Origin of the sequence: Ectopseudomonas chengduensis (assembly GCF_900102635.1) — a bacterium.
GTDB classification, from domain to species: domain Bacteria; phylum Pseudomonadota; class Gammaproteobacteria; order Pseudomonadales; family Pseudomonadaceae; genus Aquipseudomonas; species Aquipseudomonas chengduensis.
Map to the genome: position 1 here is coordinate 139,643 of NZ_FMZQ01000003.1, position 21,984 is coordinate 161,626.

A 21,984-nucleotide genomic window follows, 5' to 3' on the forward strand; every position below is an offset into this window, starting at 1 on the left:
AGCGAGCATCGCGAGCGAAGAAGCGGTTCGCGAGCAGAGCTCGCTCCTACATGTTTGGGGTGTGGCTCAGGCGCAGGGCGTTGAGCACCACCAACAGCGAGCTGAGCGACATGCCCACGGCCGCCCAGATCGGCGTGATCCAGCCCAGGGCGGCGAAGGGCAGTACCAGGCCATTGTACAGCGTCGCCCAGGCCAGGTTCTCGATGATGATACGGCGCGTGCGCTTGGCCAGCTTCAGGCCATCGACCAGGCTGCTCAGGCGGTTCGACAGCAACACGGCGTCGGCGCTGGTTTTCGCCAGGTCGGAGGCCGAGCCCATGGCCACGCTGATATCGGCAGCCGCCAGCACCGGTACGTCGTTGACGCCATCGCCAAGCATCAGCACGCGGCGGCCTTCGCTGTGCAGCTGTTTGAGTACCACCAGTTTGGCATCCGGAGTCAGGCCGCCACGGGCATCTTCGATGCCCAGTTGACGGGCTACTTCGGCCACCATCGGCGAGCTGTCGCCAGACAGCAGATGGATATGCCAGCCACGGCTGCGGGCGGCGGCGATCAGGTCCGGCGCGTCTTCACGCAGGCGGTCGTCGAGGACGAACCAGGCCAGTGGCCCCTGTTCGTCGCCCAGCAGCAGCCATTGGCCGTGCTCGCTGGCAATCGCTGGTACGGCCTGGCCGCTCAGGGCGCAAACGAAGCTGGCCTCGCCGATGCGCAGCAGGCGGCCATCGACCAGGCCCTGCAGGCCTTGCCCGGGATGGCTGTCGACAGACTGCGCTGCGCGAGGTGCTTGGCTGAACGCACGGGCGATGGGGTGTTCCGAACGGTTTTCCAGTGCGGCGGCCAGCGCCAGGCAATCGCCCTGGTCGAGATCGCGCAGCGGATGGATGGCCTTGAGCGTCAGGCGGCCTTCGGTCAGCGTACCGGTCTTGTCCAGCACCAGGGTGTCGATCTGGTTCAGGCCTTCGAGCACATGGCCGCGGGTCAGTAGCATGCCCAGTTTATGCAGGGTGCCGGTGGCGGTGGTCAGCGCTGTTGGGGTGGCCAGGGCCAGTGCGCAAGGGCAGGTGGCCACGAGCAGGGCGAGCACGACCCAGAAAGCGCGGCTGGAGTCGATCTCCCACCAGGCGAAGCCGACCACGGCGGCCGCTACCAGGATGAACAGCAGGAACCATTGCGAGACGCGGTCGGCGATTTCCGCCAGGCGTGGTTTTTCGCTCTGCGCGCGTTCCAGCAAACGCACGATGGCCGACAGGCGCGTGGCATCGCCCAGCGCCTGCACTTCGACGGTCAATGGGCCTTCGACGTTCAGCGTGCCAGCGGTAACGCTGTCGCCGATGCCGCGTGGCAGCGGCAGGTACTCGCCGGTGAGCAGCGATTCGTCGACACTGGATTGGCCGGCGAGGATGCGCCCGTCGGCGGGAATCAGCGAGCCGGGTTGCACCAGCACCTGCTCGCCTTCACGCAGTTCGCTGAGCAGGATGCGCTGGCTCTGGCCGTCGGCGCTCAGGCGCAGACAGGAGGCCGGCAGCAGCTTGACCAACTGCGCCGTAGCGGCGGCTGTGCGTTCTCGTGCACGGCGCTCCAGATAGCGTCCGGCGAGCAGGAACAGCGCGAACATGCCCACGGCGTCGAAATACAGTTCGCCCTGGCCGGTGATGGTCGACCAGATGCCGGCCACGTAGGCACCGCCGATGGCCAGCGAGACCGAGACATCCATGGTCAGATGGCGGGTACGCAGGTCGCGCAGAGCACCGCGGAAGAACTGCCCGCAGCAGTAGAAGACGATAGGCGTGGTGAGGAACAGGCTGGTCCAGCGCAGGATCTTGTCCAGCTCCGGCGACAGGTCGATGTTGAATTCCGGCCAGGTGGCCATGGTCGCCATCATCACCTGCATCCACAACAACCCGGCCACGCCCAGCTCGCGCATGCGCCGGCGATTCTCCGCAGCCATGCGCTCTGCCGCCTCGTCGGCGCGCCAGGGGTGGGCGGCGTAACCGATGCGGCGCAGTTCGGCGAGCAGCTTGCTCAGGGCGATCTGGCTGTCCTGCCAGCGCACCTGCAGGCGATGGTTGGACAGGTTCAGGTGCGCTTCGGCCACGCCCGGCACGCCGCGCAGGTGCTTCTCGATCAGCCAGCCGCAGGCCGCGCAACTGATGCCTTCGATCAGCAATTGGGTTTCGCTCAGTTCGCCTTCGTGCTGGACGAAGGGCTGCTGCACATCGCTACGGTCATACAGCGCCAGTTCATCCGGCAGGGCGGCGGGCAGTGCCTGCGGGTTGGCCGCGTTCTCGCTGCGATGGCTGTAGTAATGCTCCAGGCCACCGGCAACGATGGCTTCGGCCACGGCCTGACAGCCGGGGCAGCACATTTCGCGGGTCTGGCCGAGCACGTCGGCACGGAACTGGCTGCCGGCGGGCACCGGCAGGCCACAGTGATAGCAGGGAGTGGGGGTGGGCATCGGATGGGTCAGTAGGAGGGGTTGTCACCGATCATGATGGTCTGGCCGCCGCTGATGTTCTCTTCCTCGAACAGACGCCAGTTCTGGCTGCCTTCCTGGCCGAGCAACTCGACGAAGCGGCGACCGCTGACTTCATCGATCATCTGCCCACGGTACTGACCGTCAGCCGCCGGCTGCAGGATCACGCGGCGGTCACGCTCCGGCTGGGTCGGCGAGATCAGGTTGAGCACGATCTGCTGCGGTCTGCTGTTGCCCTCCAGCGACAGGGTGGCGACGCCGGTGGTGTTGTCCAGCACCAGCTTGCCATGCAGTTGCAGGCGCTCGGCCAATTTTTCGCGCTCCAGCGACTGGTTGATGCCCTTGCCGACATCGTAATAGTCGTCGGAGATCAGCCCTGGCGGATTCTTCGTGGCGATGGTCAGCAGGGTCAGGCCCTGCACTACCGAGTAGCCCAGCAGGAACAGGATGAACCAGGGCCAGAACTGCTTGTACCAGGGTTTGACTGGCGATGGGGTTTGCTCGGTCATGCGTTTTCCGTTGTTAGTGGAGGCTTGGGCCGATGAAGCGGCTGTCGGCGTCGTTCTTGATGCTGGGGTCATCCGCGGATTGTACGTGGAAGACGATGTTGTTGGCGCTCGACGGCAGCTTCTCCGGTGCGATGGACAGCTCGACCGGGAAGGAATACACCTCGCCAGCCAGGGCTCGCACTTCGCGCTTGCCTTCGTAGACCAGGCCGTCGAGGCCGTCGGCAGTGATCACGTAGGTCATGTCGCGCTGCGCCTTGTTCATGATCTTCAGGGTGTAGACGTTCTCGATATGGCCGCGCTCGTTCTCACGGAACAGCACGCGGTCCTTGAGTACATCCAGCTCCACCAGCGGGCGATTGGCCACGGCCCAGGCGAACAGGCCGATCATGGCGACCAGCGCGACAGCGTACCCGATCAGGCGCGGGCGCAGCAGGTGGGTCTTGCGCCCGGACAGGTTGTGTTCAGTGGTGTAGCTGATCAGCCCCTTGGGATAGTTCATCTTGTCCATGATGTCGTCGCAGGCGTCGATGCAGGCGGCGCAGCCGATGCACTCGATCTGAAGACCATCGCGAATATCGATACCGGTCGGGCAGACCTGCACGCACATCTTGCAATCGATGCAGTCGCCGAGGCCCTGCGCCTTGTAATCGGCGTCCTTCTTGCGCGGGCCGCGTGATTCGCCACGGCGCGGGTCGTAGGAGACGATCAGGGTGTCCTGGTCGAACATCACGCTCTGGAAGCGCGCATAGGGGCACATGTAGATGCACACCTGCTCGCGCAGGTAGCCAGCGTTGCCGTAGGTGGCGAGGGTGAAGAAGCCGGTCCAGAAATAGGCCCAGCCACTGGCCTGGCCGGTGAGGATCTCGATCACCAGTTCGCGAATCGGCGTGAAATAGCCAACGAAGGTGATCGCTGTGAGCAGCGAGACGCCAACCCAGATACCGTGCTTGGCCGCCTTGCGCCCGAGTTTCGCGCCGCTCATGGGCTGCTTGTCCAGCTTCATGCGCTGGTTGCGGTCACCTTCGGTGACCTTCTCGGCCCACATGAACACCCAGGTGAACACGCTCTGCGGGCAGGTGTAGCCGCACCAGACGCGACCGGCGAACACGGTGATGAAGAACAGGCCGAAGGCGCAGATGATCAGCAGCCAGGACAGCAGCATGAAGTCCTGCGGCCAGTAAGTGGCGCCGAAGATGTGGAACTTGCGCTCCGGCAGATTCCACCACACTGCCTGGCGACCTTCCCAGTTCAGCCACACGGTGCCGAAGAACAGCAGGAAGAGCAGGGCGCCGCCAGCGAGTCGCAGATTACGAAACAGGCCAGTGAACGCGCGGGTATAGATCTTCTCGCGGCTGGCGTAGAGATCGACGCTGGCATTCTTGGCAGGAGGAGGGGTGACGTCCTGGACGGGAATCTGTTCGCTCATCAATGCATACCAAAGCGGTTGGTTGGCAGCCCGGGCCGATACATGCCGGTCAGGGTCAATTCACGGTAGCTATATGGTACGCCTGAAAGACAACGCCCGGGTGCGACCAGCGGTCGCGACCCGGGCGTTCATTGACCCTTGTCAACAGAGTCGTGCTGCGATTACTGCTCTTGTGCCTTGTGCGACAGGCTGTACACGTAGGCAGCCAGCAGGTGCACCTTGTCATTGCCGAGGAATTCTTCCTGGGCCGGCATGTTGCCGTGACGACCGTAGCGGATGCTCTGCTGCAGTTGTGCGTAGCTGCTGCCATAGATGAACGCTGCCGGGTTGGTCAGGTTCGGCGCGCCCATGGCGGCGGTACCCTTGCCGTCTGCACCATGGCAGGCGAAGCAGGTACCGGCGAAGACCTTCTGGCCCGCTTCGATATCGGCTTCCACGCCTTCCGGCAGCTCACGACCGGCCAGCTCGGTGAGGACGTAGGCGGCAACGTTGCGCACGCCGTCTTCGCCGATGGCCGGGCCTTGAGCCGGCATCGCACCCTGGCGACCCTTGAGGATGGTGGTCTTGATGGTTTCCGGCTCGCCGCCCCAGCGCCATTCGGTGTCGGTCAGGTTGGGGAAGCCGTAGCTACCCTTGGCATCGGAACCGTGGCACACCGAGCAGTTGGAGGCGAACAGGCGGCCACCCATTTTCAGGGCTTGCGGGTCCTGCGCGACTTCCTCGATCGGCATGGCGGCGTACTTGGCGAACAGCGGGCCGTATTGCTCATCGGCGCGCGCCATTTCCTTTTCCCACTGGTGCACACCAGTCCAGCCGGAGTGACGCATGGAGCCGTCAGCGATCTGCACACCAGTAGCGAAAGGCGTTTCTTTTTCGCTGTCGACGTAATCGTAGCCAGGCAGCAGGCCCTTGAAGTTACCCAGGCCTGGGTACAGGGCGAGGTAGCCGAGGGCGAAGATGATGGTGGCGACGAACAGCATGAACCACCACTTCGGCAGCGGGTTGTCATACTCCTCGATGCCGTCGAAGCTGTGGCCGACGGTTTCTTCGGTGGTTTCCTGGCGCTGGCCCTTGCGGGTGCCGAAGATCAGCCAGGTCAGGGCGAAGATGGTGCCCAGAGACAGAATGGTTACGTACCAACTCCAGAACGTGGTCATTGGTTATTGCTCCTGGAAGAGTCTTGATCGCGCTTGGACTCGGGCTTGGGATCGTCGGCGAAGGGCAGGTTGGCTGCTTCGTCGAAGCTCGACTTGCGTTTGCTGCTGTAGGCCCAGAGCACCACGCCGATGAAGGCGATGAAGACCACCGCCGTACCGATGCCGCGAATCATCCCGATGTCCATAGCGTCTTACCGTTTGTTCTTGATGGAAGTGCCGAGAACCTGCAGGTACGCGATCAGCGCGTCCATCTCGGTATTGCCTTTCACAGCATCACGAGCACCGGCGATATCTTCGTCGGTGTAGGGAATGCCGAAGCCGCGCATGACTTCCATCTTCTTGGCGGTGTCGCGACCGTCGAGCTTGTTCTCCACCAGCCATGGGTAAGCAGGCATCTTCGACTCAGGCACGACGTTGCGTGGGTTGTACAGGTGGGCGCGATGCCACTCGTCCGAGTAACGACCGCCGACGCGAGCCAGGTCCGGGCCGGTGCGCTTGGAGCCCCACAGGAAGGGGTGATCCCAGACGCTTTCACCAGCGACGGAGTAGTGGCCGTAACGCTCGGTCTCGGCGCGGAACGGACGGATCATCTGCGAGTGGCAGCCGACGCAGCCTTCACGGATGTAGATGTCGCGACCTTCCAGTTGCATCGCGGTGTAGGGCTTGAGGCCTTCCACCGGCTCGTTGGTGACGTCCTGGAAGAACAGCGGGACGATCTGGGTCAGGCCACCGATGCTGACGGCAATCACCATCAGCAGCGCCATCAGGCCGATATTCTTCTCGATGATTTCGTGTTTCATCAGTGAGCTACTCCGGCGGGAATCTGCGCAGCCGCTTCGTATTCAGCCGGCTTGGCGGCACGCACGGTGCGGAAGGTGTTGTAGGCCATCAGCAGCATGCCTGCGACGAAGAAGGCGCCGCCGATCATGCGTACGACATAGCCCGCATGGCTGGCTTCCAGCGCTTCGACGAAGGAGTAGGTGAGGGTGCCGTCTTCGTTGACTGCGCGCCACATCAGACCCTGAGTGATGCCGTTGACCCACATCGAGGCGATGTACAGCACGGTGCCGATGGTGGCCAGCCAGAAGTGGGTGTTGATCAGGGCGATGCTGTGCATCTGCTCGCGACCGAAGACTTTCGGGATCAGGTGATACAGCGAGCCGATGGAGATCATCGCTACCCAGCCGAGAGCACCAGCGTGCACGTGGCCGATGGTCCAGTCGGTGTAGTGGGACAGGGCGTTGACGGTCTTGATGGCCATCATCGGACCTTCGAAGGTCGACATGCCGTAGAACGCCAGGGACACCACCAGGAACCGCAGGATCGGGTCGGTGCGCAGCTTATGCCAGGCGCCGGACAGGCTCATCATGCCGTTGATCATGCCGCCCCAGCTCGGTGCCAGCAGGATGACCGACATGGCCATGCCCAGGGACTGTGCCCAGTCCGGCAGGGCGGTGTAGTGCAGGTGGTGCGGACCGGCCCAGATGTACAGGGTGATCAGCGCCCAGAAGTGCACGATGGACAGGCGATACGAATAGATCGGACGCTCGGCCTGCTTGGGTACGAAGTAGTACATCATGCCCAGGAAGCCGGTGGTCAGGAAGAAGCCCACGGCGTTATGGCCGTACCACCACTGGATCATTGCGTCGGTCGCGCCGGCATAGGCCGAGTACGACTTGAACAGGCTTACCGGCATGGCGGCGCTGTTGACGATGTGCAGCATCGCGGTCACGAGGATGAACGCACCGAAGAACCAGTTGCCCACATAGATGTGCTTGGTCTTGCGCTTGACGATGGTGCCGAAGAACACCAGCAGGTAGGTGATCCAGACGATCCCCAGGAGGACGTCGACCGGCCACTCGAGCTCGGCGTATTCCTTGGAGCTGGTGTAGCCCATCGGCAGGGTGATCACGGCGAGCACGATCACCGCTTGCCAGCCCCAGAAGGTGAAGGCAGCCAGGCCGTCGGAGATCAGACGCGTCTGACAGGTGCGCTGGACCACGTAATACGAGGTCGCAAACAGGGCGCATCCGCCAAAGGCGAAGATCACCGCGTTGGTGTGCAGCGGGCGCAGACGGCCGAAGCTGGTCCACGGCAGGTTTAGGTTGAGTTCCGGCCACACGAGTTGTGCGGCGATGAACACGCCTAGACCCATGCCAATGACCCCCCAGATCACCGTCATAATGGCGAACTGGCGGACCACCTTATAGTTATAAGCAGTCTGACTGATTGCTGTGCTCATGCTAGGGGTTCCACGGTTAATGGAGTTTTATGGGGCAAAAATCGGCGGCAAGTATGGAGAAAGCAGGTAGCCATTGCAACGCAACGTGCCGACGCGAATAGGGTTTCAGGGCCTTCCGCGAGCCGTTCGCAACGGCCTCGGAAACAGCTCTGGCAGCTTTTGCGCAACCAGTTTGCGCAGCGCTAAGAAAGGATCGCCTTAGAGTTGTGACGGATGGCGACTGAAAGGCAGCTTAGCCCAGTTCAAGGAAATTGCAGGGCTATTGGTCGGCAGGTGCGACACTGGGTCGCACACATATAAGGAGGGGCCGGCGACCGTGATTCGGTCGCCGGTAAAGCAGGGGGGTTACTTGTTTTCGCCCTGGCTCAGCTTGAGCACGTAGGCAGCCAGCAGGTGAGCCTTGTCGTTACCAAGGAAGTCACCCTGCGCCGGCATGTTGCCGCTGCGACCATAGCGAATGGTCTGCTGCAGTTGGGCGAAGCTGCTGCCGTAGATAAAGGCGCTGGGCTGGGTCAGGTCCGGCGCGCCCATCACTGCCATGCCGGTGCCGGCAGGGGTATGGCAGGCGGAGCAGAGGGTGGCGAAGATCTGCTTGCCGGCGGCGACGTCGGCCTGCGCATCTTCCGGAAGGTCGCGACCGCCCAGTTCGGTGAGGACGTAGGCAGCGACGTTACGCACACCATCTTCGCCGATCATCGGGCCTTGTGCAGGCATCACGCCGACGCGGCCATGCATGATGGAGGTCTTGATGGTCTCCGGCTCGCCACCCCAGCGCCAGCTGTTGTCCGTCAGGTTGGGGAAGCCGTAGCTGCCCTTGGCGTCGGAGCCATGGCAGACCGAGCAGTTTGAGGCGAACAGGCGTCCGCCCATCTTCAGCGCGCGTTCGTCCTTGGCCACTTCCTCGATCGGCATGGCGGCGTATTTGGCGAAGATCGGGCCGTACAGCTCATCGGCACGGTCCATCTCGCGCTGCCACTGGTTGACCTGGGTCCAGCCATTCTCGTAGCCCGGCAGCAGGCCCTTGAAGTTGCCCAGGCCCGGGTAGAGCAGCAGGTAGCCAACAGAAAACACCAGGGTGCCGAGGAACAGCATGAACCACCACTTGGGCAGTGGGTTGTCATATTCCTCGATGCCATCGAAGGCGTGGCCCATGGTCTGCTCGGTCGGGTTCTTGTGCACTTCGCTCTTGCGGGTGGCGAAGATCAGCCAGAACAGCGCGACCAGCGAACCGACGGTCAGCAGGGTGATGTACCAGCTCCAGAAGGTGGTCATGCTTGGGTCCTCGAAACGGCGGGCTTGGGCTCATCGGCGAACGGCAGGTTGGCCGCTTCGGCGAAGGCATCGCGGCGTTTGCCGCTGTAGGCCCAGAGGGTGACGGCGGTGAAGGCGATCAAAACCAGCGCAGTGCCTAGGCCGCGCAGGGTGCCGATATCGATAAGCTCGAACATGGCACTCACCTCTTGTTCTTCACGGCGGTGCCAAGCACCTGCAGGTAGGCGACCAGAGCATCCATCTCGCTCTTGCCCTTGACCGCGTCACTGGCACCGGCGATGTCCTCTTCGCTATAGGGCACGCCGAGGGTGCGCAGGGCACTCATCTTCTTGGCGGTGTCCTTGCCGTCGAGGGGGTGCTCCACCAGCCAGGGGTAGGCGGGCATGATCGATTCCGGTACGACGTTGCGCGGGTTGTACAGGTGGGCGCGATGCCACTCGTCCGAGTAGCGGCCGCCGACGCGAGCCAGGTCCGGGCCGGTACGCTTGGAGCCCCACAGGAACGGGTGATCCCAGACGCTTTCACCAGCGACGGAGTAGTGGCCATAGCGTTCGGTTTCGGCGCGGAACGGTCTGATCATCTGCGAGTGGCAGCCGACGCAGCCTTCACGGATGTAGATGTCGCGACCTTCCAGTTGCAGCGCGGTATAGGGCTTGAGGCCATCGACCGGTTCGTTGGTGACGTCCTGGAAGAACAGCGGGACGATCTGGGTCAGACCGCCGATGCTGACCGCCAGGATCATCACCAGGGCCATCAGGCCGATGTTCTTCTCGAGAATCTCGTGTTTCATCAGTGGGCTCCTTCTACCGAGAACTGCGCAGCGGCTTCCATCTCGGTGGATTTCGCGCTGCGTACGGTCAGCCAGACGTTCCAGGCCATCAGCAGCATGCCGGCGAAGAAGATGGCGCCGCCGATCACCCGCACCACGAAGCCGACATGGCTGGCTTCCAGCGCTTCGACGAAGGAGTAGGTGAGGGTGCCGTCCTCGTTCACCGCGCGCCACATCAGGCCCTGAGTGATGCCGTTGACCCACATCGAGGCGATGTACAGCACGGTGCCGATGGTGGCCAGCCAGAAGTGGCTGTTGATCAGACCCAGGCTGTGCATCTGCTCGCGGCCGAACACCTTGGGAATCAGGTGATAGAGCGAGCCGATCGACACCATGGCGACCCAGCCGAGGGCGCCGGCGTGCACATGGCCGATGGTCCAGTCGGTGTAGTGGGACAGGGCGTTGACGGTCTTGATGGCCATCATCGGGCCTTCGAAGGTGCTCATGCCGTAGAAAGCCAGGGACACCACCAGAAAGCGCAGGATCGGGTCGGTACGCAGTTTGTGCCAGGCACCGGAGAGGGTCATCATGCCGTTGATCATGCCGCCCCAGCTGGGTGCCAGGAGGATCAGCGACATCACCATGCCCAGGCTCTGCGCCCAGTCCGGCAGCGCGGTGTAATGCAAGTGGTGCGGGCCGGCCCAGATATATACCGCGATCAGCGCCCAGAAGTGGACGATGGACAGGCGGTAGGAGTAGACCGGGCGACCGGCCTGCTTGGGCACGAAGTAATACATCATCCCCAGAAAGCCAGCGGTGAGGAAGAAGCCCACGGCGTTGTGCCCGTACCACCACTGGATCATGGCGTCTGTGGCACCGGCATACAGCGAGTAGGACTTGGTCAGGGTGACCGGAATTTCCAGGTTGTTGACCACGTGCAGTATGGCCACGGTGAGGATGAACCCGCCGAAGAACCAGTTACCCACGTAGATGTGGCTGACCTTGCGCTGCATCACCGTACCGAAGAAGACGATGGCGTAGGACACCCAGACGATGGTGATCAGGATGTCGATCGGCCATTCCAGTTCGGCGTATTCCTTGGAGCTGGTCCAGCCCAGGGGCAGGGTGATGGCCGCGAGCAGGATCACCAGTTGCCAGCCCCAGAAGGTGAAGGCAGCCAACTTGGGCGCGAACAGCGTGGTCTGACTGGTGCGTTGCACCGCGTAGTAGCTGGTGGCGAACAGGGCGCAGCCACCGAAGGCGAAGATCACCGCATTGGTATGCAGCGGACGCAGACGGCCGAAGCTGGTCCACGGTAGGTTCAGGTTCAGTTCGGGCCAGGCCAGCTGGGCAGCGATGAATACGCCGAGTCCCATGCCGACGATGCCCCAAACCACCGTCATAATGGCGAACTGGCGAACCACCCTGTAGTTGTAGGCGGAACGGGTTGTTGTGTTCATGTCTGGGCTTCCATCCACGGTTATGGCAGAGCGGCCGATAACCGTGGTGGACGCAGGCATGAGCAAGCCACGGACACCACGGATATCGACGCGAGGCAAGCATGAGCAAAGGGCCATCTGGGTTTATTGACGCCGGTCAATGTGAGCAGGGACTACCCTGGCTGTGGGACGAACCGCCGCAGGCGGCATCGAGCACGCTGATCCTCGCCCATGGCGCGGGCGCGCCGATGGACAGTCCGTTCATGCAGACCATGGCTCAGGGTTTGGCGGCGCGGGGCGTGCGTGTGGTGCGCTTCGAGTTCGCCTATATGGCGCAGCGACGGGTGGACGGGCGCAAGCGCCCGCCCAATCCGCAGGCGCAACTGCTGCAGCAATGGCGCGAGGTATATGCCCAGGTGCGCCAACGGGTCGCAGGGCCCGTGGCCATCGGTGGCAAGTCCATGGGCGGGCGCATGGCCAGTCTGCTGGCTGACGAGTTCGGCGCCTCAGCCCTTGTTTGTCTCGGCTATCCCTTCTATGCCGCCGGCAAGCCGGAAAAACCGCGAGTGGCCCATCTCGCCGAGCTGCGTACGCCGACGCTGATCATCCAGGGGGAGCGCGATGCATTGGGCAATAGGGAAACCGTGGCGGGTTACGAGCTTTCAGCGGCCATCGAGTTGCACTGGCTGCAGGCTGCCGATCATGACTTAAAGCCATTGAAGGCATCAGGCTTCAGCCATCAGCAGCATCTCCAGACGGCAGTCGGGGCGATCGCGGCTTATCTTGGTGCGGGCTGAGGAAGAGCTTCGTCCGCTTGACCGCTGCTTCTCTTGATCCGGATTTCATTCGGGCTACGCACGTTCATTCCGACACTTGTTCGTCGTGTAGTCGGTGCAAAAGCGGTTGCGCTTGACCGGTCGGTCACGCAATGTGACAGCTAAGTGTCCGGGGCCACTGCAGGGCGGGGCTGCAGGCTTTTTGCCTTCACCGCGCGCTGCGATGGCCAGTGAATTCTTGCTGTGCCACGCAATGGGGCGGCGTCTCATGACGGAAACATTGCGTTGCACCATTTCGGTGCTTTTTGTTTGGGTGTTGTTGGTATCTATTTGAAATTAAAGGATTAATTTCGCTGGCTCGGGCCTTGCAGAGGATGCTGCAAGTCCGGGTGACAAGGAGTACGGCATGGCCCGCACCTTTTATGATGAGATGTACGACGCGAGCGGCGCTGTCCGCCCGCACTACTGCGAATTTGCCCGCTGGTTGGCAGACACGCCGGATGATCTGCTGGCCCAGCGCCGACGAGAAGCCGACCTTCTGTTCCACCGTGCCGGTATCACCTTCACCCTCTATGGGGATGATCAGGGCACCGAGCGCCTGATCCCCTTCGACATCATTCCCCGCTCCATCCCTGCCAGCGAATGGCGCGTCGTCGAACGCGGCTGTATCCAGCGCGTACAGGCGCTCAACCTGTTCCTCGCCGATCTTTACCATGACCAGCGCATCATCAAGGCGGGGATCATCCCGGCTGAGCAGGTGCTGGCCAACGAGGGCTACCAGATGGCCATGCAGGGCCTCGACCTGCACCGCGACATCTACGCGCACATCGCTGGGGTCGACCTGGTACGTGACGGCGACGGCAGCTACTACGTACTGGAAGACAACCTGCGCACCCCCAGCGGCGTGAGCTACATGCTCGAAGACCGCAAGATGATGATGCGCCTGTTCCCCGAGCTGTTCGCCGCTCAGCGCGTGGCGCCGGTGGACCACTACCCGAACCTGCTGCTCGATGCGCTGAAGAGTTCCAGCCCGCTGGACAACCCCACGGTGGTGGTGCTGACGCCGGGCCGCTTCAACAGCGCCTACTTCGAACACGCCTTCCTTGCCCGCGAGATGGGCGTGGAGCTGGTGGAAGGCGCTGACCTGTTCGTGCGTGACGACAAGGTTTACATGCGCACCACCGCCGGCGCGCGGCAGGTGGACGTGATCTATCGCCGCCTCGATGACGCCTTCCTCGATCCACTGGCTTTCAATCCTGATTCGATGCTCGGCGTCGCGGGGCTGCTGTCGGCCTATCGCTCACGCAACGTGGTGCTGGCCAACGCCATCGGCACTGGCGTGGCCGACGACAAGTCGATCTACCCCTATGTCGGCGACATGATCCGCTTCTATCTGGACGAAGAGCCGATCCTCAAGAACGTACCCACCTGGCAGTGTCGCAAGCCGGAGGAGCTGTCCCACGTGCTGGCCAACCTGTCCGAACTGGTGGTCAAGGAGACTCAAGGCTCGGGCGGCTACGGCATGCTGGTCGGCCCGGCGGCGAGCAAGGCCGAGATCGAGAACTTCCGCGCGCGGTTGATGGCCAAACCGGAGGCCTATATCGCCCAGCCGACGCTGTGCCTGTCGACCTGTCCGACCTTCGTCGAACGCGGCATCGCCCCGCGCCATATCGACCTGCGCCCGTTCGTCCTGACCGGTCGCGAAACCCGCCTGGTGCCCGGCGGCCTGACGCGCGTGGCACTGCGCGAAGGCTCGCTGGTGGTCAATTCGTCGCAAGGCGGCGGTACCAAGGACACCTGGGTGGTGGAGGACTGACCCATGCTTTCGAGAACTGCCTCCGATCTGTACTGGATGTCGCGCTACCTGGAGCGTGCCGAGAACCTGGCGCGCATGCTCGACGTCAGCTATTCGCTGTCACTGATGCCGCAGGACGGCCGTGGCGATGGCCTAGATGAGTTGGCTATGCCGCTGCTGATCACCGGCACCCTGGACGACTACCTGGAGCGCCACGGTCCGCTGCACGGCGAGCGCATGCTGCACTTCTTCGCTCTCGATGCGAGCAACCCCGGCAGCATCTACTGCTGCCTGCAAGCTGCGCGCAGCAACGCGCATGCGGTGCGCGGGCGGATCACCGCGGACATGTGGGAAAACATCAACGCCACCTGGCTGGAGATGCGCGGCATTGCCGAGCAGGGCCTGGGCCGCTACGGCATCAGCCGCTTCTGCGAGTGGGTCAAGGAGCGCTCGCACCTGTTCCGTGGTGCCACCTTCGGCACCATCATGCGTGGTGAGGCCTATCGCTTCATCCGCCTGGGCACCTTCATCGAGCGTGCCGACAACACCCTGCGCCTGCTCGATGCGCGCTACGAAATGCTTGGCGAGGAGATCGACGAGCTGGAGGAGCGCACTGCACGCAGCTATTACCAATGGAGTGCGCTGCTGCGTGCGTTGTCCTCGTTCGAGGCCTTCGCCGAGAGCTACCGCGGCTCGCCACGCACGCGCAAGGTCGCCGAACTGCTGTTGCTACGTCCGGACGTACCGCGCTCGCTGCGTGCCTGCATGGAAGAACTCAACCTGATGCTTTCCGGTCTACCCGGAGAGAACGGTCGCCCGGCACAGCGCCTGGCCGCCGAACTGGATGCGCGGCTGCGCTACACCAGTATCGATGAAGTGCTCGACGAAGGCCTGCACGCCTGGCTCACCGACTTCATCCTGCTGGTACGCCAGTTGGGCAACACCATCCATACGTCCTACCTGGAGGTCGCATGAGACTCTCGATCAGCCATGACACCACCTATCGTTACGATGATCAGGTACGCGCCAGCATCCAGTACCTGCGCCTGACCCCACACGACAGCGAGCGCCAGCAGGTGCTCAGCTGGCAGCTCGACCTGCCGCGCCCGGTGCATGCCCAGCTCGACCCCTACGGCAACATTCTGCATGTGCTGACCCTGGACGAGCCCCACGAGTCCATCGTCATCGGTGCCCGCGGCCAGGTGGAGATCGACGAAAGCTGCGAGGCCGAGCACGAGCGCCAGTCGGCGTTACCGTTCCTGCGTTTTACTCGCCTGACCCAGGCCGACGACGCCATCCGCGAATTCGCCGCGCAGCAGAGCAAGGCTCGCGCGGATCGCAACGGCCTGATCGACCTGATGCATGCGCTCAATGCTCATATCGCCTACCAGCCAGGCATCACCGAGGTGGACACCAGTGCCGCCGAGGCCTTCGCCGGTCGCCGTGGCGTCTGCCAGGATCACACTCATACTTTCCTCGCCTGCGCGCGCAGCCTCGGCGTGCCGGCGCGCTACGTGTCTGGTTATCTCTACACCGACGACGCCGAGCACCTGGCCAGCCATGCCTGGGCCGAAGCCTGGCTGGACGACGCCTGGTACAGCTTCGATGTGACCAACTGCCTGGCACGCCCGGAACGACATCTGAAGCTGGCAGTCGGCCTGGACTACCTCGATGCCTGCCCGGTGCGTGGCATGCGCCGAGGCGGTGGTTGCGAGCAGATGCACGCGCAGGTACAGGTGGCGCCGCTGCTGCAGGTGCGTCAGCAGTGATGTACCGATAGGCGCGTGTCGGGTGCGCCATTTGCGCACCAGGCGCCTGGTCAAAACGCCTGTGCGCATGGCGCACCCTACCTGAATCGTTCCTACAGGCTAGGTGTTGTCAGGTTTCGGGGCGTTCTTGCGCTGGCTCATGTGCTGCAGGTAGGCGATCAGTCGTTCCAGTTCGGCAGGTGCTAGTACCTGTTCGCTGAACCCCGGCATGCGCCCCTGCGGCCAACGTCGCAGGCTTTGTGGGTCACGGATGTACTGGCGCAGGAAGTCGCCGGTGAAATATTCGGTCGGGCTGTGCGGAATGTTCAGGTCCGGGCCGAACTCGGAGTCGCCAGCGCCATTGAGTCGGTGGCAGGCCATGCAGTTCTTCTGATACGCGGTGAAGCCGGCACGGATTTCGGTGCTGGCATCCACTGCCGGCAGCAAGGCAGGGAAGCGTTGTTCAACAGTGGCGAGCTGGCGAATCCGGGCGACCTGGAAGGGCCACTGCTCCGGGCCGATCTGGCTGGCGGCCGGATCGGTCCAGACCAGATAGAAGGGACCGGCGCTGGGCTTATCCTTGGCCAGCGGTGGCCAGGGGCGTTGTGGATCCTCGATGGCCAGCCACGCCTTGGCACCCTCGCGCGCCAGCAGGGTGGCGGCCGGTAGCTCGGCAGCAAAGCCGTCGAGGGCCACGGCCTGTAGGTGGTCGCCAGCAGTTACGCCGTCCAGCAGGGCGCTTATGGGCACCGCTCGGTAACGCATGGGCCGCTTGTAACTCACGTCGTCGTCTATCTCGATATCACGTGCTTGCGGATGGCCGAGCAACTCGCTGCTGCTCCAGCTGCGTTGTCCGCCGCTCAGATGTATCTCAAGCTGCGCCGCCTGCGCTGTGCCGCCCAGAACCAACAGTGCAAGTAGCAGAGCCCTCACTCCTCGGCCTCCAGCAGAGGTAGCAGATCGTCATAAGCGCCGGCATTGATCACCTGGCGGTAACCCAGGTTCTCCAGGCTTTGCTTGGCCAGTCCCGAGCGGCGACCGCTGCGGCAATAGAGCACCAGAGGCCGGTCCTTGTCCGGTGCGATGCTGGCGATCTGCGCAGCGATCTCGTCATGACCGATGCGAATGGCGCCAGGCAGGGCGCCAGCGGAAAATTCTTCGCTGCTGCGTACGTCGATAAGCAGGCTGTCGGCCCGTTGCAGGGTGGCCAGAGCGGCGGCTTGATCGATTTCTTCAGCCTGGGCGCCAAGAAAGGTGAGCAGGCTGCTCAACAAAATGAGAAAACGCATGTCCGGCTCCAGGGCAGGGGGCTTTTGCCTATCTTTGCCCGAAGTCAGCACGCCGTCCACAAGCAAGCGCCCGCCCTGCACTGAGCGCACTACGGCGTCGGCGCAGCAGCGGGGAAGTATAAAGTCAGCTGACCAGACGGGTCAGATTGGGAAGGATCAGGATGATTGCCGTGGCGAAAAGTATTACGCCAGCTTGGCGATATTTCGGCTGTTTGAACATGGCTGCATGCCTTTTGTTGTTATGGGGGTGGCACCGGGAGCCTGCATCACCATGCGGCAGGCTGCTGCGTCACACCTGGGCGTTGCTTTGATTGCCCGCCCCGGCATGACCCGGCGACGGTTCCCTGCACCCGTTTTTCTATACGGGCGTAGAAGTAACTCTAGGGCTGGCGTCACAGTTTCCTTAGATGGTTTGGTTGCTAACGAAGTGCTGTTAGGAAGCTGGGGCTATGTGCGACATCCTCCAGAACAATGCAGGCCTTGAAGCAGACAGCTTGCTCGCCCTTGCAGCTGTCAGTTCGAGCAAGCGACCATTCGTCTGAGCTCAGCGGTCAATGGTGCTGAGCGCTTAGGTCATTGAGCGCTGATGTGCCAGCGCTATGGTAGTCAGGCTCAATAAGAACAGGCGCGGCCGGTCTGTGATGTTCCGCCAGCGCCGTATCAGTCTCCGAGGACGCCATGACCGAAGCATATATTTTCGATGCGCTGCGCACACCGCGTGGCAAGGGCAAGAAGGACGGCGCGCTGTACAGCGTCAAGCCGGTTCAGCTGATTGCCGGCCTGCTCAATGCCCTGCAAACGCGCAACGATCTGGATACCAGCCAGGTCGACGACATCGTGCTGGGCTGCGTGACGCCCGTGGGCGATCAGGGTGCCGACATCGCCAAGACCGCCGCCATGGTCGCGGACTGGGACGTCAGCGTCGCCGGCGTGCAGCTCAACCGCTTCTGTGCCTCGGGCCTGGAGGCGGTGAACATGGGCGCGATGAAGGTACGCTCCGGCTTCGAGGACCTGGTGGTGGTCGGTGGCGTGGAGTCCATGTCGCGCGTGCCCATGGGCTCGGACGGCGGCGCCTGGGTGATGGACCCGGAAACCAACATCCACAGCAATTTCGTCCCGCAGGGTATCGGTGCCGACCTGATCGCCACCCTGGAGGGTTTCAGCCGCGCCGATGTCGATGCCTTCGCCCTGCGCTCGCAGCAGAAGGCGGCGCGCGCCAGCGCCGATGGCTCGTTCGCCAGGTCGCTGGTGCCGGTGATCGACCAGAATGGCATCGTGCTGCTCGACCATGACGAATTCATCCGTGGCGATTCGACTCTGGAAGGCCTCGGCAAGCTCAAGCCGAGCTTCGAGATGATGGGGCAGATGGGCTTCGACTCCACCGCGCTGCGTGTCTACAGCCATGTCGAGCGCATCGAGCACGTGCATACGCCGGGCAACAGCTCCGGCATCGTCGACGGCGCGGCGCTGATGCTGATCGGCTCGGCGGCCAAGGGCAAGGAACTGGGCCTGAAGCCGCGCGCGCGGATCGTCGCCACGGCGGTGACCAGCACCGCCCCGACCATCATGCTCACCGGCCCGGCGCCGGCCACGCGCAAGGCGCTGGCCAAGGCGGGACTGTCCATCGACGACATCGACCTGTTCGAGGTCAACGAGGCTTTTGCCTCCGTTGTCATGAAGTTCATGAAGGACATGGGCGTGAGCGAGGACAAGGTCAACGTCAACGGCGGTTCCATCGCCATGGGCCACCCGCTGGGCGCCACCGGCTGCGCGATCCTCGGCACACTGCTCGATGAACTGGAGAAGCGCCAGTTGCGCTACGGCCTTGCCACCCTCTGCGTGGGCGGCGGCATGGGCATCGCCACCATCATCGAACGAATCTGATCGGTAGGGCGGGCGCAACCCGCCATTCGTGTGCTGGCGGGTTGCACCCGCCCTACGCAGCTCCCACAGCTTTGGGAAGAGAATACAAAAATGACTGACGCCATCCGTTACGAAAAAGGCCAGGACAATATCGTCGTCCTGACCATGGACATGCCCGGCCAGAGCGTTAATACCATGAACGCGGTCTACCGCGAGGCCATGGGCCAGATCGTCGACCGCCTGGAGGCCGAAAAGGACTCGATCACCGGGGTGATCGTCACCTCGGCGAAGAAGACCTTCTTCGCCGGCGGCGACCTCAATGAACTGATCAAGGTAACCCAGGCCGAGGCCCAGGGCTTCTACGAGATGATTCTGAAGATCAAGGGCCAGCTGCGCCGCCTGGAAACCCTCGGCAAGCCGGTGGTTGCCGCCATCAACGGCGCAGCGCTGGGCGGCGGCTGGGAAATCGCCTTGGCCTGCCACCACCGCATCGCGCTGAACCAGAGCCACGTCCAGCTCGGCCTGCCGGAAGTCACCCTCGGCCTGCTGCCGGGCGGCGGTGGGGTAGTGCGCATGGTGCGCCTGCTTGGCCTGGAAAAGGCCCTGCCGTATCTGGCCGAAGGCAAGAAGGTGCGCCCGGACGCAGCGCTCAAGGCCGGCCTGATCCACGATCTGGCCAGCGACCGTGACGAGATGCTGGCCAAAGCCCGCGCCTGGATCGCCGCCAACCCGGCTGCCAAGCAGCCTTGGGACGTGCAGGGCTACAAGATTCCCGGCGGCACGCCGAGTTCGCCGAACGTGGCGCAGATGCTGGCCATCGCCCCGAGCGTGCTGCGCGACAAGAGCAAGGGCTGCTTCCCGGCGCCGGAGAAGATCATGTGCGCGGCCGTAGAAGGCGCGCAGGTCGATTTCGACACCGCGCAGATCATCGAGGCGCGCTACTTCACCGAGCTGACCTGCGGTCAGGTGGCGAAGAACATGATCGGCACCTTCTGGTTCCAACTGAACGAGATCAACGCCGGCGGCTCGCGCCCGCAGGGCTATGAAAAATCGGTAACCAAGAAGGTCGGCGTGCTCGGTGCCGGCATGATGGGCGCCGGCATTGCCTACGTGTCAGCGGCCGCCGGCATCGAAGTGGTACTCAAGGATGTGTCCCTCGACGCGGCGGAGAAGGGCAAGGGCTACTCGGCCAAGCTGCTGGACAAGAAAGTGAGCAAGGGCCACATGACGGCCGAGCAGCGCGAAGCCTTCCTGGCGCTGATCAAAGCGACCGACAGCGAGGCGGATTTTGCCGGCTGCGACCTGATCATCGAAGCCGTGTTCGAGGATCGTGCGCTCAAGGGCAAGGTCACCGCTGCCGCCGAGGCCGCTGCGCTGAGCGACGCGGTCATCGCCTCCAACACCTCGACGCTACCGATCTCCGGCCTGGCGACTGCCGTGGCCAAACCGGAGAAATTCATCGGCCTGCATTTCTTCAGCCCGGTGGACAAGATGCCGCTGGTGGAGATCATCCGTGGTGAGAAGACCAGTGACGAGACGCTGGCGCGTGGCTTCGACTTCGTCATGCAGATCAAGAAGACCCCCATCGTGGTCAACGACAGCCGCGGCTTCTTCACCTCGCGGGTATTCGGCACCTTCACCAACGAAGGCCTGGCCATGCTCGGTGAAGGCGTCAGCGCGGCGATGATCGAGAACGAGGCGCGCAAGGCCGGCATGCCGGTCGGCCCGCTGGCGATCAGCGACGAAGTATCGATGAGCCTGATGAATCACATCCGCCAGCAGACCATCAAGGATCTGGCGGCCGAGGGCAAATCCATCCCCGAGCACCCGGCCTTTGCCGTGATCGATCTGATGCTCAATGAGTACAAGCGTCCGGGCAAGGCGGCCGGGAGTGGTTTCTACGATTACCCGGCGGGTGGCAAGAAGTACCTGTGGCCCGAGCTCAAGGCGCGCTTCGAGAAAGCCGATGCGCAGATTTCGCAGGAGGACGTGCGCGACCGCATCCTGTTCATCCAGGCCATCGAGACGGTGCGCTGCGTGGAAGAGGGCGTACTCAAGTCGGTGGCCGACGCCAATATCGGCTCGATCTTCGGCATCGGCTTCGCCGCCTGGACTGGCGGTGCGCTGCAGTTCATCAACCAGTACGGGGTGAAGGATTTCGTCGCGCGTGCGCAGTACCTGGCCGAGCAGTACGGCGAGCGTTTCCTGCCGCCAGCGCTGTTGCTGGAGAAGGCGGCCAAGGGCGAGATGTTTTAACAGGAGGGGCGCCGAACCTGTAGGAGCGGTGCCCCGCCGCGAACCTGGGCGGCGGGTGCTCGCAAAGCTTCGCCCCGGGGCGGGGCTGCCACGAAAGAAAGCTGTGGGCGTTTTATCTGGTTGGGACAAGCCCGGCAGGGCGAGTTTCCTCGGTGGCGTGAGTCAGTCTTCCAACTGGTCGCGGATCACCTGGCCGCTCTTGCCGTCGATGCGAAACTCGTAGAGGCGGCCATCCTGTTTCAGACCTTCGCCCTCCCAGTAGCCATCATTGTCGGCTTCGATCTTGTGCAGTTCGGTATAACCGGCTGCACGGGCCTTGCTCAGGGCGTCCTCGATGCTGATCCAGTCACTGCCGGGGCGATCCGCCAGGGCGTTACCAGCCAACAGGAAACTGCCTGCGAGCAGGGCGATCAGGTTGCGTGTATGCATGGTCTGGTTCCTCTTTCCGTTGAAGATACCCGGAGGAGTCTAGACCATCGAGACTTCACGCCGCCTGGCACCATCCCTGGCGAATGCACACGGCCTCGTGGATCGCCAGCATCTCGCTGTGCCGGGTAGGCATGCGCAGGGTCAGCATGCTGCCATCATCGAGCTGCAGAGCGGCTTCGGTTTCGAATTGCAGGCTGCCATCTTGCAGGTGAGCGTAGGTGACGCCGTAGGCGTCCAGGCTGAGTTGGCTATGCATGGCTGCTCTCCTGGGTCGTGTCAGCGCGGACGAGCGTCGCGGGCTGCGGCGGCAGCCTGCTCGGGACGAACCGGTACGACGGTCTGGAAGGCGGAGGCGGCGGCGAAACTGGCGAGTGCGGCGTAGATGCTCATGATCGATTTCCTTCTGTGCAAGTGGGCAGGGCCCGATGACGAAATCATCCGGCACATGCATGAGGCGCAGAAGTGAAAGGTATTTATGATGACTATCGAGCGTACTGATAAGACGCTACGCGGCGGCCTTTGGCGGGAAAACCAATGTTTG

General features: G+C 63.1%; 22 protein-coding genes. 6 read left to right on the forward strand and 16 right to left on the reverse strand.

Annotated features, from left to right (window positions below; translation table 11 throughout):
• Positions 1-46 precede the first annotated feature (46 nt).
• From BLS08_RS07350 to ccoN (BLS08_RS07400), 11 genes are all read right to left on the reverse strand, one after another.
• The gene (locus tag BLS08_RS07350) at positions 47-2,455 is read right to left on the reverse strand and encodes a heavy metal translocating P-type ATPase (RefSeq protein WP_090336325.1); all 2,409 of its coding nucleotides are present in this window, start codon (positions 2,453-2,455) and stop codon (positions 47-49) included.
• Positions 2,456-2,463: 8 nt separating this feature from the next.
• On the reverse strand, positions 2,464-2,982 hold the full coding sequence (locus BLS08_RS07355) for a FixH family protein (RefSeq protein WP_075747208.1): 519 nt from the start codon (positions 2,980-2,982) through the stop codon (positions 2,464-2,466).
• A 13-nt stretch (positions 2,983-2,995) separates the two neighbouring features.
• Positions 2,996-4,408 (reverse strand): cytochrome c oxidase accessory protein CcoG, encoded by a 1,413-nt coding sequence (ccoG, locus tag BLS08_RS07360; RefSeq protein WP_090336326.1) that lies wholly within the window; start codon positions 4,406-4,408, stop codon positions 2,996-2,998.
• Between the two features lie 161 nt (positions 4,409-4,569).
• Positions 4,570-5,565 carry a cytochrome-c oxidase, cbb3-type subunit III gene (ccoP, locus tag BLS08_RS07365; protein ID WP_017677206.1) on the reverse strand — a complete coding sequence of 332 codons (996 nt, stop codon included), beginning with the start codon at positions 5,563-5,565 and terminating at the stop codon, positions 4,570-4,572.
• Positions 5,562-5,750: a CcoQ/FixQ family Cbb3-type cytochrome c oxidase assembly chaperone gene (locus BLS08_RS07370; protein WP_017677205.1), complete on the reverse strand. Its 189-nt coding sequence runs from the start codon at positions 5,748-5,750 to the stop codon at positions 5,562-5,564. The genes ccoP (BLS08_RS07365) and BLS08_RS07370 overlap by 4 nt, the downstream gene beginning before the upstream one ends.
• A gap of 6 nt (positions 5,751-5,756) precedes the next feature.
• Entirely contained in the window at positions 5,757-6,365 is a 609-nt protein-coding gene (gene ccoO, locus BLS08_RS07375; protein ID WP_017677204.1) for a cytochrome-c oxidase, cbb3-type subunit II, read from the reverse strand.
• Positions 6,365-7,807, reverse strand: a complete 1,443-nt coding sequence (gene ccoN / locus BLS08_RS07380; RefSeq protein ID WP_017677203.1) for a cytochrome-c oxidase, cbb3-type subunit I — start codon at positions 7,805-7,807, stop codon at positions 6,365-6,367. Before ccoN (BLS08_RS07380) ends, ccoO (BLS08_RS07375) begins: the two co-directional genes overlap by 1 nt.
• A 345-nt stretch (positions 7,808-8,152) precedes the next feature.
• On the reverse strand, positions 8,153-9,079 hold the full coding sequence (gene ccoP / locus BLS08_RS07385; protein WP_017677202.1) for a cytochrome-c oxidase, cbb3-type subunit III: 927 nt from the start codon (positions 9,077-9,079) through the stop codon (positions 8,153-8,155).
• The gene (locus BLS08_RS07390; protein ID WP_017677201.1) at positions 9,076-9,255 is read right to left on the reverse strand and encodes a CcoQ/FixQ family Cbb3-type cytochrome c oxidase assembly chaperone; all 180 of its coding nucleotides are present in this window, start codon (positions 9,253-9,255) and stop codon (positions 9,076-9,078) included. Before BLS08_RS07390 ends, ccoP (BLS08_RS07385) begins: the two co-directional genes overlap by 4 nt.
• Before the next feature lie 5 nt (positions 9,256-9,260).
• Entirely contained in the window at positions 9,261-9,869 is a 609-nt protein-coding gene (ccoO, locus tag BLS08_RS07395; RefSeq protein ID WP_090336327.1) for a cytochrome-c oxidase, cbb3-type subunit II, read from the reverse strand.
• Positions 9,869-11,308, reverse strand: a complete 1,440-nt coding sequence (gene ccoN, locus BLS08_RS07400; RefSeq protein ID WP_017677199.1) for a cytochrome-c oxidase, cbb3-type subunit I — start codon at positions 11,306-11,308, stop codon at positions 9,869-9,871. The genes ccoO (BLS08_RS07395) and ccoN (BLS08_RS07400) overlap by 1 nt, the downstream gene beginning before the upstream one ends.
• Before the next feature lie 101 nt (positions 11,309-11,409).
• Here ccoN (BLS08_RS07400) and BLS08_RS07405 point away from each other — a divergent pair, with 101 nt between their 5' ends.
• The 4 genes from BLS08_RS07405 to BLS08_RS07420 all read left to right on the forward strand — a co-directional run bounded on the left by BLS08_RS07405 (position 11,410) and on the right by BLS08_RS07420 (position 15,627).
• On the forward strand, positions 11,410-12,084 hold the full coding sequence (locus BLS08_RS07405; protein ID WP_164092081.1) for an alpha/beta family hydrolase: 675 nt from the start codon (positions 11,410-11,412) through the stop codon (positions 12,082-12,084).
• 385 nt (positions 12,085-12,469) lie between these two features.
• Entirely contained in the window at positions 12,470-13,879 is a 1,410-nt protein-coding gene (locus BLS08_RS07410; protein WP_017677197.1) for a circularly permuted type 2 ATP-grasp protein, read from the forward strand.
• A gap of 3 nt (positions 13,880-13,882) precedes the next feature.
• Positions 13,883-14,833, forward strand: a complete 951-nt coding sequence (locus tag BLS08_RS07415) for an alpha-E domain-containing protein (RefSeq protein WP_017677196.1) — start codon at positions 13,883-13,885, stop codon at positions 14,831-14,833.
• On the forward strand, positions 14,830-15,627 hold the full coding sequence (locus tag BLS08_RS07420; protein ID WP_017677195.1) for a transglutaminase family protein: 798 nt from the start codon (positions 14,830-14,832) through the stop codon (positions 15,625-15,627). Before BLS08_RS07415 ends, BLS08_RS07420 begins: the two co-directional genes overlap by 4 nt.
• 99 nt (positions 15,628-15,726) lie before the next feature.
• Here the strand turns inward: BLS08_RS07420 and BLS08_RS07425 are convergent, their stop codons facing one another.
• Positions 15,727-16,539: a cytochrome c gene (locus BLS08_RS07425; RefSeq protein WP_017677194.1), complete on the reverse strand. Its 813-nt coding sequence runs from the start codon at positions 16,537-16,539 to the stop codon at positions 15,727-15,729.
• Positions 16,536-16,895 (reverse strand): rhodanese-like domain-containing protein, encoded by a 360-nt coding sequence (locus tag BLS08_RS07430; RefSeq protein WP_017677193.1) that lies wholly within the window; start codon positions 16,893-16,895, stop codon positions 16,536-16,538. The genes BLS08_RS07425 and BLS08_RS07430 overlap by 4 nt, the downstream gene beginning before the upstream one ends.
• 678 nt (positions 16,896-17,573) lie before the next feature.
• On the opposite strand from BLS08_RS07430, the gene BLS08_RS07435 reads away from it, so the two are divergent.
• Together BLS08_RS07435 and BLS08_RS07440 are read left to right on the forward strand one after the other, a co-directional pair.
• Complete coding sequence (locus BLS08_RS07435; protein WP_017677192.1) at positions 17,574-18,779, forward strand: acetyl-CoA C-acetyltransferase; 1,206 nt, start codon at positions 17,574-17,576, stop codon at positions 18,777-18,779.
• 90 nt (positions 18,780-18,869) lie between these two features.
• A complete protein-coding gene (locus BLS08_RS07440; protein WP_017677191.1) occupies positions 18,870-21,014 on the forward strand; it encodes a 3-hydroxyacyl-CoA dehydrogenase NAD-binding domain-containing protein in 2,145 nt (714 codons plus the stop codon).
• 162 nt (positions 21,015-21,176) lie between these two features.
• On the opposite strand, the gene BLS08_RS07445 is transcribed toward BLS08_RS07440, so the two are convergent.
• The 3 genes from BLS08_RS07445 to BLS08_RS26685 are packed head-to-tail and all read right to left on the reverse strand — an operon-like array spanning position 21,177 to position 21,833.
• A complete protein-coding gene (locus BLS08_RS07445) occupies positions 21,177-21,443 on the reverse strand; it encodes a PepSY domain-containing protein (protein WP_017677190.1) in 267 nt (88 codons plus the stop codon).
• A 55-nt stretch (positions 21,444-21,498) separates the two neighbouring features.
• Positions 21,499-21,699, reverse strand: coding sequence for a type III secretion system co-regulatory protein PtrC (gene ptrC / locus BLS08_RS07450; protein WP_003461392.1), 201 nt, complete (start codon positions 21,697-21,699; stop codon positions 21,499-21,501).
• Positions 21,700-21,719: 20 nt separating this feature from the next.
• Positions 21,720-21,833 carry a PA2485 family small membrane protein gene (locus tag BLS08_RS26685; protein ID WP_017677189.1) on the reverse strand — a complete coding sequence of 38 codons (114 nt, stop codon included), beginning with the start codon at positions 21,831-21,833 and terminating at the stop codon, positions 21,720-21,722.
• Positions 21,834-21,984 lie beyond the last annotated feature (151 nt).